The sequence below is a fragment of the Glaciimonas soli genome (genome assembly GCF_009497155.1).
GTDB classification, from domain to species: domain Bacteria; phylum Pseudomonadota; class Gammaproteobacteria; order Burkholderiales; family Burkholderiaceae_D; genus Glaciimonas; species Glaciimonas soli.
Genome location: NZ_WINI01000004.1, coordinates 52,444 through 65,580, shown reverse-complemented (window position 1 = coordinate 65,580; position 13,137 = coordinate 52,444). Strand labels below are relative to the sequence as shown.

Here is a 13,137-nt window from a genome sequence, read left to right as displayed (position 1 = left end):
TCGTGTACTCTCCTTATTTTTCCATCGGCGTGGCATCGCGGCCGCGCAGAACGATGTCGAATTCATAGCCCAGCATTTCGGCACCAACGGTGTGTTCCAGACTGTAGCGCGAGATCAGGCGCTGGCGTGCGGCCAGGTCTGGAATGCTCTGGAAGATAGGGTCGTATTCGAACAGCGGGTCGTTAGGGAAGTACATCTGCGTTACCAGACGTTGCGCATACACGTTTCCGAACATGGAAAAATGGATGTGCGCCGGACGCCACGCTTTGTCGTGATTGCCCCACGGATAAGGGCCGGGTTTGATGGTGACGAAGCGGTAACGACCGTCATCATCGGTCATCATCTTGCCCCAGCCGTGGAAGTTTGGATCGAGCGGCGCGTCATGCTGGTCGCGTTTGTGGCGGTAGCGGCCTGCAGAGTTGCACTGCCAGACTTCTAACAGGGAGTTGCGCACGGGTTTGCCGTCTTCATCCATCACGCGGCCGGTGACGACGATTTTCTCGCCCAGCGGTTCAGCATCGCCTTGTGCCGTCAGATCCATATCGTGAGGCAAGATGATACGTGACGATGGCGCAATGTTTTGTTCTACCGGCAAGCCTGCGGCGATGCGCAGCGACGGTTGAACAGGGCCGCGCTTGGCGGTCGATTTGTAGGGTGGATAGATCAGTTCCGGATAAACGCCGGGCTCGATAGCATCAAATTTCAAAGCATGACTCCTTGTATGTTAGGCGGCAGGGATGAAGACGATGGTATGCAAGCAATTGCCTCATCACAAGGGAGGAAAGGCGTGTAATATTCGCTATACGCACAATATGTGCGAATAGCGCCCAAATCGACGTTTTTTCACCATGAATACAGAAATCGACCTGCCTGCGAAGCGCGACCTGATCGCCGGACTGGAAAAAGGCCTGCAAGTGATCGAAGCCTTCGACCAGGAACGCAGCCGTCTGAGCATCGCGGAGGTGGCCGAACGTACTGGTCTGACGCGCGCAGCGGCGCGACGTTACCTGATTACGCTAACTCACCTTGGTTATATGCGGCACGAGAATAAATTGTTTTCGTTGACGCCGATGGTATTGCGGTTAGGGCAATCCTATTTGCATTCGGCGCGACTGCCGCGAATAGTACAGCCGCTGCTGTACCGCCTCGCATATGCGTTAGGCGAGGCCGCATCGGTCGGCGTACTCGATCACGACCAGCTGGTGTGCGTGGCGGCAGTCAGTGCCGGACAACTGGTGTCAGCCACGCTGCAGCCGGGCACGCGGGTGCCGGCATACTGCACCGCCAACGGCCGCATGCTGCTGGCCAGCCTGCCGCCGGAGCAGATCGAGGCTTTCCTGGAGCGTGCACGGCCAGAGCAAATCACAGAGCACACCATCGTCAACAAGGAACGCCTGGCGCTAGACATCGCGCGTGCCGGTGTGCGCGGTTATGCGTTGGTGGATCAGGAGTTGGAGCTTGGTTTGTGCACTATTGCAGTTCCGTTGAAGAACTTCCGTGGTGAAGTAGTGGCAGCGATGAACATCAGTGTGCACGCCGGTCGCATGCCTATCGATCAAATGGTAGAGCGTTGTCTGCCAGCGATGATCAAGATTCAGGTTGAACTGAACGCCTTGCTCTAATCTTCTGCTGTCGCTTCGGCCGGATGACGACGGAATTCCTTGGGCGTGACGCCCATACGTTTTTTGAATAGCCGGCTGAAATAAGCAGGGTCCTGAAATCCGAGTTCATAAGCGATGCTGGCGATGCTGGTCGGGACATAGGTCAGTTTGCGGCAGGCTTCCAGCATCAACCGGTCTTGCGTGATGTCAAAGGCCGACTTGCCGGACAGCTTGAGGCAAAGCCGATTCAGTCGCGTCGGTGTGACGCGTAGCACATCGGCGTACTGGCTGACCTGCCATTGATCCTTGAAATGCCGTTCTACCTCGGCGCGAAAGCGGCTGAAAAGTTCAAAGTCGTTGCGGCCAGACTGATCGGCCAACCGATGTTCCGCATGCACGCGCACCAGCAACAGAAGGGCGCTACGCGCCAGCCATTCCAGCATGAGTGTATGACCGTATTGTGGCCAAGAGGCTTCCGCCAACAAGTTTTTCAGTAGCGACTCTAACCGACTGTGTACTTCCGGCAGTTCGGCCAGCGCGATTGCAAGCGGTTGTACGAACAATGAGGAATAGAGGTCAGCGTGGCTCCCCGCCACGGCGAAGATCACATTTTGATCCACCGTCAGTACATAACCTTGTGCTTCCTGCGAAAAATCAAAGCTGTGTGCCACCGATGGATGGACGGTGATGGCAACTGGTCCATTGCATTCCCACACCACATTATTGACGTTCGCACGAACCTGACCACCGAATAAAAAAAGTACCTGAAACAAGCCAGGATGGGTGTGGTTGGCGATATGCCAATTGTACAGACGGCTACGTGTTTCGATCAGCTCGATATGCACGAATTCGGCGTTTTCCGCCCGTGTTTGTTCGCCGTACAGAGCAAACTGAGGAATGTCGGCGGAAGCGAGTTTGGATATATCGGGCATGTAGTGAAAGTAGCTAAAACATACGGTGTGTCAAAATAGTACAAGTTTTATGCTGCTTCATCCATGTTTTTTGATGTGCGGCGCGGCTACGATGCAGTCATAACTAAACCACATCGGAGACACGCCATGCGTACCCAAATAGCCATCATTGGTGCCGGCCCGGCCGGCCTGCTGTTATCCCACCTGTTGCATCTTCAAGGAATAGAATCCGTCGTCCTTGAATCGCGTTCGCGCGCCGATATCGAATCCACCATCCGCGCAGGCGTACTGGAGCAGGGCACGATGGATCTCTTGAACGAGACCGGCGTAGGCGAGCGTATGCGTAGCCTGGGTGCCCTGCATCACGGCATAGAACTGGCCTTCGACGGTGCTCGTCACCGCATCGACCTGACTGAGCTGACCGGCAAAGCCATTACCGTCTATCCCCAGCACGAAGTGATCAAGGATCTGGTGGCGGCACGGCTGGCGGCGCAGGGTCAGTTGCTGTTTGAAGTAAGTGATGTCGAACTGCACGGTGTCGAAACGTCGCGGCCATCCGTGATTTTCCGCCACGGCGGTGAGGCATGCAGTCTGGAAGCGGACTTCGTTATCGGTTGCGACGGCTACCACGGCGTGGCGCGTCCGGCGATGCCAGAGCAGAATCTGCGCAAGGATTTCCAACGCATCTACCCGTTCGGCTGGTTCGGCATTTTGGTGGAATCGGTACCGTCATCCGACGAGCTGATCTACGCGCAGCATGAGAGAGGTTTTGCGTTAGTCAGCACGCGCTCGCCGACGGTGCAGCGGCTGTACTTCCAGTGCGATCCCAGCGACCGTACCGACAACTGGTCCGATGACCGCATCTGGACCGAGTTGCACGCACGACTGGAAAATCGCGATGGCTGGAAACTCAAGGAAGGCCGCATCTTCCAGAAAAATATCATTGGCATGCGTAGTTTCGTTTCTACGCCTATGCAAGCCGGTCGCTTGTTCCTGGCGGGCGACGCTGCGCACATCGTGCCGCCGACAGGGGCCAAGGGCATGAACCTTGCCGTGTCAGATGTCTGGTTACTGGCACGCGGGTTGGAGCAGTTCTATCGCAAGGGCGGAGAAGAACTTCTGAACAGTTATACGGCGGATGCATTGAAGCGCATCTGGCGCGCGGAATATTTCTCGTGGACGATGACGCGTCTGCTGCACACCTTCGCCGACGCCACGCCGTTTGAACGCGAGATGCAACGCGCTGAATTGGAGAACATTGTGAGCTCACGCGCTTTGGCTACATCGTTGGCAGAGAACTACGTTGGGGCATTCTGAGGCGGCAATAGAGCATTTAATTATTCATTAAACTCATTGGAGGATTGTCATAATAATGACTGTGTCTAACTGATAGTCGTTAGATCTCGTGTTTCGTAGTTACTAGCGGCCGGTAATTGACAACTGATAACCCTCAAGGAAAATTGCAATGTGTGTTTCACTGCGCATCTCTTGAGGGATAACAAGTGCATTAATCGTTTGCGCGTGGCCGTCCGATCAGCAACAGGGCGGCAGCTGCGGCAACCAACGTGACCGGAATGCTTGCGCCAATGACGATTGCTGAACTGCTTCCCATTGCCAGCAATTGACCGGCAGCCAACGGTCCGACCACCGAACCGAGGCGACCAAACGCAACAGCCGCTCCTACGCCAGTGCCACGCATCGCTGTTGGATAGAACGCGGCTGCCAGTGCGTACAGAACGGATTGCGCACCAGTTACAAACATGCCAGCAAAGAATGCAGATGCAACAAGAGCAGTGAAATCCGGTGCCATGGACAAGGCTGCAAGCGACGCGATGATGCCAACGTACATGCCCGTTACGACTGCACCTGCACGTATGCGATCCATTAGCGCACCGATAAACAGTACGCCTAGCCCGGCGCCTATGTTGAAAAATATCTGTACGTAACCGACTTCAGGTCGGCTAAGTCCGCGTGCAGCCATTAACGAGGGCAGCCAGTTGAGCAGAAAATAGAGAACGATCAGCGTGCAAAAATAACTGATCCAGATTTGCAATGTAGACAGGCTGCGCGTTTCGCCGAAGAGTACCTTCTTCACCGGGGCAGGTTTTACGTTGCCGTTACCTGAGGCGCGCACAAATGCTGTCGACTCCGGTAGAAACATCAATATTAGTGGCACTAATACAAGCGGACCGACCCCGCCAACATAGAAAATATGTCGCCAGTCGGCATCACCTGCAAACAATACGCCAACAGCCGCTGCAATCACGCCGCCAAACGGGACGCCGCAATACATGACACTCACGGCAGTACTGCGTAATCTCGGCGACACCGCTTCCGACGATAATGCAATCAGATTAGGTAACGCACCGCCCAGGCCGATGCCAGTTAATATACGTACAATCACGAGCGTGTGAAGATCACTGACAAGTGCGGTAGCAATTGAAAGCAAACCGAAGAGACAAGCCGAAATCACCAGCACGCGTTTGCGCCCGATGCGATCTGCCAGCCGTCCTCCGAACATGGCGCCGGGTAATAAACCGAATGTTCCGGCGCTGAATACCAGTCCCATTTGGCTAACCGACAAACCAAATTCGCGTGCCATGCGCGGAGCAGCAACGCCAACCGATTGCAAATCAAGTCCCTCGAGCAAGGCGACGGCAAAACACAATCCCAATGTAGTAATCGTACTGGATTTGAAAGCAGGCCCGTCAGATACCTTACTTTCTGACAGCTCAGCGCCAAGTGATTTCATATTCGTTGTCCCCATCAATTATTAGTATATGTGTTGGTTTTTTTGATACAACTTAGACTTGCAATTGCGTACTGCACGGCTAACTTAGTTCCTCCATCGACTACTTACTGCACTTCGCGATTACATGTGGATGATCTGAATCAGGGGCGTACATCGCCTCGATCAGTGCTTCCCGATGCTGCTGCACTGCACGTTGATTAATAGATCCTTTGTCGGTGATTTCACCGAGATCTAATGACGGTGGAGTTTCGAGCAGCAACAGACGAGCAACAAACGTCGCTCCGCCCGTAGCTTGCAGATTTACGCGTGTCAGGAAGTCAGAAAAAAATGCCCTCAGCGGTTCTGCGGTCAATATATTTTTCACCTCAGTGCCAGGCGGGAGTTGTGCGTATCGGCGGCAATCGTCGATACGCGGAAATATCAGCAAACCGACTTCACCACGATTAATGCCGGTTACCACCACGTCTTGAACGTAAGGTGCACCTTCAGATACCGCGCGAGCGCGCAACGGCCCCACACTGACGAACGTGCCAGAACTCAGTTTGAAATCTTCCGTGATACGTCCGTCGAACTGCAGTCCGATCTCGGGTCGTTCCGGGTCGACGAAAGTGGCGGCATCCCCGGAGCAATAAAATCCTTCTTCATCGAAAACTTGTTCGCCGATTGTGTCGTGGCGCCAATAGCCGGCCATGACGTTGGGGCCGCGAAAACGCACTTCGAATTTCCCATCAACTGGCGCCAACTTAGTCTCACAGCCAGGAGCAGGCAGTCCGATATAACCGGCACGAGCGATCGAACCGGTAGTAAACAGGCAGGACGGCGACGTTTCTGTCATGCCGAGGCCGGACATGATGCGGATGCGCTCGCCACAATATCGTTCTGTGACTCGCTCCAATCGGTTCCACGCCGCTTGTGATAATCCTGCGCCGCCGAAAAAATATAGCTTCACGCGGGCAAAGAAACGCTGTCGCAATACCTCATCGGTTTCCAATGCAATCGCCAGCTCCTCCCAACCCTTTGGGACGTTAAAGTATGCGGTAGGCGAAATTTCACGCAGATTGCGTAATGTTTCCTCGAACTTGCCGCCGACCGGCTTGCCATCGTCGATATAGAGTGTGCCGCCGTTGTACAAAGCAATGCCGACGTTATGACTTCCACCATAGGTGTGATTCCACGGCAACCAATCAACCAGTACTGGCGGCTCCTTTGCAAATTCAGGAAACGTTTGCAAGAGCATCTGCTGGTTGCTGCACAACATGCGATGGGTCGTCGGTACCGCCTTAGGCAGTTTTGTCGAACCGGAAGTAAAGAGTATTTTTACTATCGTGTCGGCGTCGATCTTTGCCGACACTGCGTCGATATTGGTTGGCGTATGCGCCAACAGGGCATTGAACGACATAGAACGGTGGCTCGTTTGATTCGTCACCAGTTTTGCATCAATCGGAACGGTGGCTTCGATGGCACGAGAATACGTATCAAAATCATCGGCATACACCAATCCAGGACGCAGCCGTTCCATCATATGACGGAGCTTGCCGAAATCACTGGAAATGAGAGAGTAGGCCGGCGAAAGCGGTGCAAAAGGAATGCCCGCCAACATCGCACCGAAGCTTAGTTGTAAATGTTCCAGGCTATTGCCGGACAAAATGGCAAGTGGCCGTTCAGGCGATAAGCCAAGATCCAGAAGCGCCTGGCCGATAGCCCGCGCGCGACGCAACATGTCTGCATAGGTGATCTTGATCCACGCACCGTGTTCGTCTCGGCGTGCGACCAGAATTCGGTCCGGGTGAGCTTGCGCACCACTGACCAGGCGGTCGGTCAAACGCAGCGGGAAGGCTTGCAACGCTTCTGTCGAGCGCAGATACCAGGCGCTGCCTTTTTTTACGATTTCCGGCGTTGCCGTAGTTACTGCCACATCTCTATAGCGCGCACCTATGCCAGCTTCAGCACTAGTCATGTTCTTGTCTCCTGCTTTTCTACTGCGGCCCGCCTTTCTAAATGACGGCGTTGTGGCCTGTGGTTATAACTGCATCCAGGTCTACACCGGATAATGCCGTTCTTCGTTCTGGATGGTGATCCAGCGTAGTTCGGTGAATTCGCCTATCGACGCCTTGCTGCCGAAACGCCCATAACCGCTGTTTTTTACGCCGCCAAATGGCATTTGCGCTTCGTCATGGACGGTCGGGCCGTTGATGTGGCAAATACCGGATTGAATCTGCTTTGCAAGCGTCATCGCACGCGAGACGTCGCGACTGAAAATGGCCGATGAAAGCCCGTATTCGCTGTCGTTGGCAATCCGCACCGCTTCTGCTTCGCTGTCCACGCGCTGTACGGTCACGACCGGGCCGAACGACTCTTCGCGATAGATCCGCATTTCCGGGGTGACGCCGTCGATGATGGAAGGCTGCATGATGACGCCTTCGTGTTTGCAGCCAACCGGTAAATGCGCACCCTTGGCGCTCGCGTCCGCAATCAGTTCCGTTACGCGCGTTACCGCATTGGCGTCGACCATGGCGCCGAGCACACTATTTGCGTCACTCGGATTCCCCGCAACAAGTGAACGTGCTTTCACAGAGAGTTTCTCGACGAAGGCATCGGCAATTTTACGATCCACAATCACGCGTTCGGTCGACATGCAAATCTGGCCTTGATTGAAGAAAGCGCCGAATGCCACTGCATTCACAGCAGCGTCCAGATCTGCGTCGTGCAGTACCAGAACCGCTGCTTTACCGCCCAGCTCCAGCAACACCGGTTTCAAGTGTTGCGCAGCAAGTTTGGCGATGATGCGTCCGACATGCGTGGAACCTGTGAAGTTTACGCGGCGCACATGAGGGTTCGCGATGAGTCTTTCGACAATCGCGGCTGCGTCCTCCGGGGCATTGGTCACGACGTTGATCACGCCATCGCCCAGCCCCGCTTCGTGCAGCACGGAGCCGATCATCGCGTGCATGGCAGGACACAGTTCCGACGCTTTCAATACAACCGTATTACCACACGCCAGGGGCATCGCTACTGCGCGCGTAGCAAGGATCACAGGCGCATTCCAGGGCGCGATACCGAGCACGACGCCGCATGGCTGGCGCACTGCAAGTGCGAGATTTCCCGGTATGTCAGACGGAATCACGCTGCCGTCAATCTGGGTCGTCATGGCGGCCGCCTCGCGCAACATATTGGCCGCCAACATGACGTTAAAGCCTATCCAATTCGGCATTGCACCAGTCTCGATAGCGCCAGCAGCAATGAATTCAACGGTGCACGCATCCATCAGATCGGCGGCTTTAAGCAGTCGCTTGCGGCGCTCGGTCGGCGCTAACGCGGCCCATGCCGGAAACGCCGCATGAGCGGCTTCGACCGCAGCATCGGCGTCAGCAAGGCTCGCGGCTGGTGCGCGGGTAGCAACGTCGCCGCTCAGCGGATTGCGGCGCTCAAAGGTGCGACCGTCGGTAGCTTGTACCTTTTTGCCGCCAATTAGCATGGTAATTTCGTTCATTTGACGATCTCCTGAATAGTTATAGAGAGTAGTGATAGAGCAGTGCCGTCAATTCAACGCTTGTAAGCTTGCAGGCCAGGCTTGATTGACTTGTCGTCGAGGAACTGTTTGAGGCCCTGTTGTCGGCCGTGCTCCGGATCGCGCAATTGTGCCTGATCGAGTTTCGCGTACAAATAGTCTTCGGCTTGTTCCCAGGTCAATTCGCGGGCACGCTTGAATCCGTGCTTCGCTGTGCGCAATACGACGGGATTCTTTTCGGTCAGCTTCGCGGCCAACGCTATTGTTTCTGCACGCAGCTGTTCTAGTGGTACGCTTTTGTTGACCAGGCCCATATCGGCTGCTTCGACGCCGGTAAACGTGTCACCCGTCATGATGTAGTGCAGCGCACGCCGATGACCAACTGTGTCGGCCATTGCCTTGCTTACCAGATTGCCAGGTGGGATACCCCAGTTGATTTCTGACAAACCAAACACAGCTTCGTCAGCCGCAATCGCCAGATCGCAAGCAACCAAAGGTGAGAAACCACCACCGAAACACCAGCCGTTAACCATCGCGATAGTCGGTTTTGTATACATCCGCAGGCGACGCCACTGCCATTCCGATGCATCCCGACGAATTTTTTCTTGCAGTATTTCAGGGCCGGCATCGACTTCACGGAAATATTCTTTCAAATCCATGCCTGCGGTCCAGGCAGTGCCGTTGCCGGATAACACCAGCACCTTGGCTGCATCATCCAGTTCAATGGCATCGAGTACCTGAACCATTTCGCTATTTAGCGTAGGGCTCATTGCATTACGTTTCTCGGGACGATTGAGCATCACCCAGGCGATGCCATTCTCGACTTTTACTTCTACTGTTTTCCAACGACCTTCGTAATTGCTCATTGCAGACTCCTTCATGAATATCCAATAAAACAGGTGATTTTTCTTGCCGCTCACCAACCTTGAAATCAACTTTATATCAGGTAGCCTGATATGTCAAACGCGATTATTCCGATTGGGCAAAAAAAACAAAAAAAGGAAAAGGACTTAGGCGCGCAGGTTGCGCACGAAAAGTTCGAGAGAACTTTGGACGGAGCTTCCAACGTCTGGTGCCATGCCACTGAGCATCTGTTCTTCAATTACCTGCACTGCCTGCTCACATTGACGAAGGATTTCACGCCCTTCGTCGGTCAGCTGGAGCAAAACAATTCGCCCGTGCTTGGGATCAGGCTGTCTGGTAACCCAGCCCCGTAAGGCCATAGCGCTCATGACTTCGTTGGCCGATTGCGGCGTTATCAGGGAACGTTCCGCAAGCTTTGCATTGGATGTTTGACCGCCGGCATCGAGAACGGACATGACTGTGAATTGCCCGATGGTCAGGCCAAGCGGAGTGAGCGCTTCGGCTAACTTGCGCCGAATGATGCGGTCAAGACTACCTACGACATAAGAAAGGCGCAACTTCGCGTGGCGTTTGTGTCCAGTGATATCTGTCGGAGTTGGCTTCTGTTTGTTTGTCATCAGTCGGCAAATGAATCGAAATTTGCCGAATCTTAACATGCTGCTTTGCTTAACCAAAGCAAGCGGCGATGCGGTCTGGACACCGAACCATAATGAGGTGTGTGAAAATTATCAATGCAGTGTAGTAAACGGCGCATTTGAACTGAGTTCTGGTGGCATGGCCGCAGGGCAGCCATTGAATTTACCAAAAGGCCCTGGCTCAGTTTCTATGCAAATTCCCGCTCAATGACGAAAGTTAAGTAAGCGCTGTTGAGGTTTACCAAATTTGATCAGCCAATTAGTGTAATTAATTACTGATCAAATTTGGAATTACGTATGCCTGCAATGGGGAGAGTTTGGTATTTTGCGAATGACCGAGTTTGGCGAATTCAGTCCAAAGCGGACATCTCTATATGAAGAGTGGAAGGTATCGAATCAGCCGAGCGTCCTTAGCTCCGCGTCGATTATCTCGAGCTGGCCCTTCGGGATCGCTAGACCAACGAATTTGATCACCGCCATCAACGGGAAGCCTCGGCCCATGCTGAGCTGCGGATGTTCATTGATGTCTGGCATGTATTTTTCGAGGATGGCTTTGGTAGCTTCGTTGTCGAGCAACTCGCCGAGTTTCGAGTCGATGGAATAGGGCATGCAAGTAACTCCTTTTTTACAGTTGAGAAGTAAACCCCGCGACCCTGCCGTTCAGAGGCAATGTTGCAGGCTCGGTGTTGCCGATAGGTTCAGCGGTTAATTCAGGTGCTGCAATTCGCTAGGATTAGTCAACTTATCGGACTTTTGGGGAATCCTTCATTACCACGTTTCTGTCCATGGACGAAGGTCGAGTTCGAAGGTCCATGCGTCGCGAGGTTGACAATGGAGGTTCCAGTAATTCTCCGCGATATGATCTGGATTGAGGATGCCATCGCGATCTTTGAGAGCGTATTTGCCTGGCATGGCTGTACGAATGAACTCCGAATCAATGGCGCCATCCACAACGATGTGGGCAACATGAATTCCCAGTGGACCCAATTCGCGCGCCGAACTCTGCGCCAGAGATCTGAGGGCAAACTTGGCACCGGAGAACGCAGCAAAATTGGCCGAGCCTCGCATGCCAGCCGTGGCCCCCGTAAACAACATCGTTCCGTGCTCGCGCTTGACCATGCGCTTGGCAACTTCCCTCGCGTTCAGGAAGGCAGAGAAGCACGCCATCTCCCAGATCTTGAAGTACTTACGGGCTGTCTCTTCCAAAAGACTGCAGGGCACGTTGGCACCAATGTTGAAAACGAAGACCTCAATAGGTCCAATGGTCGACTCGATGTTCTCAATCAGGGCGACGACTTCTTCTTCCTTGCGTGCGTCAGATGCAAAGGCATGGGCTTCTCCTCCCGCGGCGAGTATCTCGTCAACCAGAGGCCGCAGCTTGTCCGCAGAGCGACGCGTCACACAGGTTGCATAACCTTCGCGCGCAAAGCGCTTGGCAATGGCGCCCCCGGTTGCGTCTCCCGCGCCAATCACTAAGGCAACCTTCTTGGCGGATTTATTTTGCGGCATAAATTCCCTATTGGTAAATGATCGTTATGTAATTGTGTGGCGCAAAGTCTTCGCTTGTCAAGCAGGGAAATTTGTTGTTGGTTTAAGCCGTCACTTGAGTGACAAAAGCTGTGACACGAGCCTTCCAATGTGGCGCCGATTGGCTTCTAGGATCTCTGTGCGAGCCTTCTCAGACTTGACCGTCCTGGCGATTGTCAGGGCGCCCACACATTGAGAAATTACCGACCAGGCGGCATCGCTGTCACCAATGATAGCCTCCCAGTTGCCGTGCAGTTGCTTGAGTCCGGACTCGACAATGAATCGAATCTTCGGAGGTGTACGGCTGATTTCTGCGCCAAGCGCCGGGAGTACGCAGCCCGTCTCGGGGTGCTGCGCATGGGCATTGCTCAAGTAAAGCGCCACGGCATGGTTCACGTCTTGGATGTTGCCGACTTCCGGCACGGAGAGCAACTCAACGGAATTGTCGATTTCCTCCTGGATAACGGCCTCAAGCAGCGCTTGCTTGGAAGGAAAGTGGGTATAGAAAGCGCCAGACGTCAGGCCGATAGCGGACATCAGCGAGTCGACGCCAGTCGAGTCGAATCCACCTTGCTTTACCAGTGCGCGACTGCTATCCAGCAGCTTGCGGCGAGTTTCTTCTTTGTGAGTCTTTGAGTAGCGCATCTGTAGTCGTCGGCTTGACATTGAGATTTTAATGATAGCATAATGGTCATTTACCTAACGATCACTTACCAATGGGTGCGAGGCCATGACCAACAAAACTCTGGAGTTCTATTTCGACGTCGGCAGTCCGACAACTTACCTGGCCTGGACCCAAATGTCTCGCATTCAAGCCGCCACAGGTGCCCAGATCGACCGCAAGCCGCTACTGCTGGGCGGTGTATTCAAAGCGACAGGCAACGGCTCGCCGGCTTTGGTGCCAGCGAAGGCGATGCATATGATCACGGACTTGCAACGCTTTGCCCGCCGCTATCAGGTCCCGTTCAATTACAACCCGCACTTTCCCATCGACACGCTGCAATTGATGCGCATGATCGTGGCGGTACAGATGCACCAGCCCGACCGTTTTATGGGCTTCACGGACTTGATTTTTCGCGGCATGTGGATCGATCAACTGAACCTCGGCAAAGCTGAAGTGGTGGCTGACATGCTAGTCAAGGCTGGCTTTAATCCTGAGGAAATCTTTGCCATGAGCACAAACCAGGCGGTTAAAGACCAACTGAAAGCGAACACGGAAGAAGCGATCAAGCGCGGCGCTTTTGGCGCACCGACTTTCTTCGTCGGTGAGGAAATGTTCTTTGGACAAGATCGTCTCGACTTCGTTCTGGACGCACTGAGCACCTGACGAAGTGTAGTG

13 protein-coding genes are annotated in these 13,137 nt (G+C 54.1%); 3 read left to right on the top strand and 10 right to left on the bottom strand.

The window, feature by feature from the left end; translation table 11 throughout:
- Positions 1-13: 13 nt before the first annotated feature.
- Complete coding sequence (pcaH, locus tag GEV47_RS08555; protein WP_153234353.1) at positions 14-706, bottom strand: protocatechuate 3,4-dioxygenase subunit beta; 693 nt, start codon at positions 704-706, stop codon at positions 14-16.
- A 142-nt stretch (positions 707-848) separates the two neighbouring features.
- On the opposite strand from pcaH, the gene GEV47_RS08550 reads away from it, so the two are divergent.
- The gene (locus GEV47_RS08550; RefSeq protein WP_153234352.1) at positions 849-1,622 is read left to right on the top strand and encodes an IclR family transcriptional regulator domain-containing protein; all 774 of its coding nucleotides are present in this window, start codon (positions 849-851) and stop codon (positions 1,620-1,622) included.
- Here the strand turns inward: GEV47_RS08550 and GEV47_RS08545 are convergent.
- The gene (locus GEV47_RS08545) at positions 1,619-2,533 is read right to left on the bottom strand and encodes a helix-turn-helix domain-containing protein (RefSeq protein WP_153234351.1); all 915 of its coding nucleotides are present in this window, start codon (positions 2,531-2,533) and stop codon (positions 1,619-1,621) included. The two genes, GEV47_RS08550 and GEV47_RS08545, sit on opposite strands and share 4 nt — an antisense overlap.
- Before the next feature lie 126 nt (positions 2,534-2,659).
- Here GEV47_RS08545 and GEV47_RS08540 point away from each other — a divergent pair, with 126 nt between their 5' ends.
- On the top strand, positions 2,660-3,829 hold the full coding sequence (locus tag GEV47_RS08540) for a 4-hydroxybenzoate 3-monooxygenase (RefSeq protein WP_153234350.1): 1,170 nt from the start codon (positions 2,660-2,662) through the stop codon (positions 3,827-3,829).
- Positions 3,830-4,019: 190 nt separating this feature from the next.
- On the opposite strand, the gene mhpT is transcribed toward GEV47_RS08540, so the two are convergent.
- The 8 genes from mhpT to GEV47_RS08500 form a co-directional block, all read right to left on the bottom strand.
- The gene (gene mhpT / locus GEV47_RS08535) at positions 4,020-5,264 is read right to left on the bottom strand and encodes a 3-(3-hydroxy-phenyl)propionate transporter MhpT (RefSeq protein WP_228124639.1); all 1,245 of its coding nucleotides are present in this window, start codon (positions 5,262-5,264) and stop codon (positions 4,020-4,022) included.
- A 100-nt stretch (positions 5,265-5,364) separates the two neighbouring features.
- On the bottom strand, positions 5,365-7,221 hold the full coding sequence (locus tag GEV47_RS08530) for a feruloyl-CoA synthase (protein WP_153234348.1): 1,857 nt from the start codon (positions 7,219-7,221) through the stop codon (positions 5,365-5,367).
- 81 nt (positions 7,222-7,302) lie between these two features.
- Positions 7,303-8,754 carry an aldehyde dehydrogenase gene (locus tag GEV47_RS08525; protein WP_153234347.1) on the bottom strand — a complete coding sequence of 484 codons (1,452 nt, stop codon included), beginning with the start codon at positions 8,752-8,754 and terminating at the stop codon, positions 7,303-7,305.
- 53 nt (positions 8,755-8,807) lie between these two features.
- The gene (locus GEV47_RS08520) at positions 8,808-9,638 is read right to left on the bottom strand and encodes a p-hydroxycinnamoyl CoA hydratase/lyase (RefSeq protein ID WP_153234346.1); all 831 of its coding nucleotides are present in this window, start codon (positions 9,636-9,638) and stop codon (positions 8,808-8,810) included.
- A 144-nt stretch (positions 9,639-9,782) separates the two neighbouring features.
- A complete protein-coding gene (locus GEV47_RS08515; protein WP_153234345.1) occupies positions 9,783-10,253 on the bottom strand; it encodes a MarR family winged helix-turn-helix transcriptional regulator in 471 nt (156 codons plus the stop codon).
- Between the two features lie 414 nt (positions 10,254-10,667).
- Positions 10,668-10,880, bottom strand: a complete 213-nt coding sequence (locus GEV47_RS08510; RefSeq protein ID WP_153234344.1) for a hypothetical protein — start codon at positions 10,878-10,880, stop codon at positions 10,668-10,670.
- Between the two features lie 159 nt (positions 10,881-11,039).
- Positions 11,040-11,780 carry an SDR family oxidoreductase gene (locus tag GEV47_RS08505; protein WP_153234343.1) on the bottom strand — a complete coding sequence of 247 codons (741 nt, stop codon included), beginning with the start codon at positions 11,778-11,780 and terminating at the stop codon, positions 11,040-11,042.
- A gap of 90 nt (positions 11,781-11,870) precedes the next feature.
- Positions 11,871-12,443 carry a TetR/AcrR family transcriptional regulator gene (locus GEV47_RS08500; protein ID WP_153234342.1) on the bottom strand — a complete coding sequence of 191 codons (573 nt, stop codon included), beginning with the start codon at positions 12,441-12,443 and terminating at the stop codon, positions 11,871-11,873.
- A gap of 85 nt (positions 12,444-12,528) precedes the next feature.
- Here GEV47_RS08500 and GEV47_RS08495 point away from each other — a divergent pair, with 85 nt between their 5' ends.
- On the top strand, positions 12,529-13,125 hold the full coding sequence (locus tag GEV47_RS08495; RefSeq protein ID WP_153234341.1) for a 2-hydroxychromene-2-carboxylate isomerase: 597 nt from the start codon (positions 12,529-12,531) through the stop codon (positions 13,123-13,125).
- Positions 13,126-13,137: the final 12 nt, after the last annotated feature.

What these genes read in the sequence shown, in the direction of transcription:
- GEV47_RS08515 (WP_153234345.1), bottom strand. Translation starts at nt 10,253, where the DNA reads ATGACAAACAAACAGAAGCCAACTCCGACAGATATCACTGGACACAAA.
- GEV47_RS08530 (WP_153234348.1), bottom strand. Translation starts at nt 7,221, where the DNA reads ATGACTAGTGCTGAAGCTGGCATAGGTGCGCGCTATAGAGATGTGGCA.
- GEV47_RS08540 (WP_153234350.1), top strand. Translation starts at nt 2,660, where the DNA reads ATGCGTACCCAAATAGCCATCATTGGTGCCGGCCCGGCCGGCCTGCTG.
- GEV47_RS08495 (WP_153234341.1), top strand. Translation starts at nt 12,529, where the DNA reads ATGACCAACAAAACTCTGGAGTTCTATTTCGACGTCGGCAGTCCGACA.
- GEV47_RS08525 (WP_153234347.1), bottom strand. Translation starts at nt 8,754, where the DNA reads ATGAACGAAATTACCATGCTAATTGGCGGCAAAAAGGTACAAGCTACC.
- GEV47_RS08510 (WP_153234344.1), bottom strand. Translation starts at nt 10,880, where the DNA reads ATGCCCTATTCCATCGACTCGAAACTCGGCGAGTTGCTCGACAACGAA.
- GEV47_RS08500 (WP_153234342.1), bottom strand. Translation starts at nt 12,443, where the DNA reads ATGCGCTACTCAAAGACTCACAAAGAAGAAACTCGCCGCAAGCTGCTG.
- GEV47_RS08545 (WP_153234351.1), bottom strand. Translation starts at nt 2,533, where the DNA reads ATGCCCGATATATCCAAACTCGCTTCCGCCGACATTCCTCAGTTTGCT.
- GEV47_RS08505 (WP_153234343.1), bottom strand. Translation starts at nt 11,780, where the DNA reads ATGCCGCAAAATAAATCCGCCAAGAAGGTTGCCTTAGTGATTGGCGCG.
- GEV47_RS08550 (WP_153234352.1), top strand. Translation starts at nt 849, where the DNA reads ATGAATACAGAAATCGACCTGCCTGCGAAGCGCGACCTGATCGCCGGA.
- GEV47_RS08520 (WP_153234346.1), bottom strand. Translation starts at nt 9,638, where the DNA reads ATGAGCAATTACGAAGGTCGTTGGAAAACAGTAGAAGTAAAAGTCGAG.
- mhpT (WP_228124639.1), bottom strand. Translation starts at nt 5,264, where the DNA reads ATGAAATCACTTGGCGCTGAGCTGTCAGAAAGTAAGGTATCTGACGGG.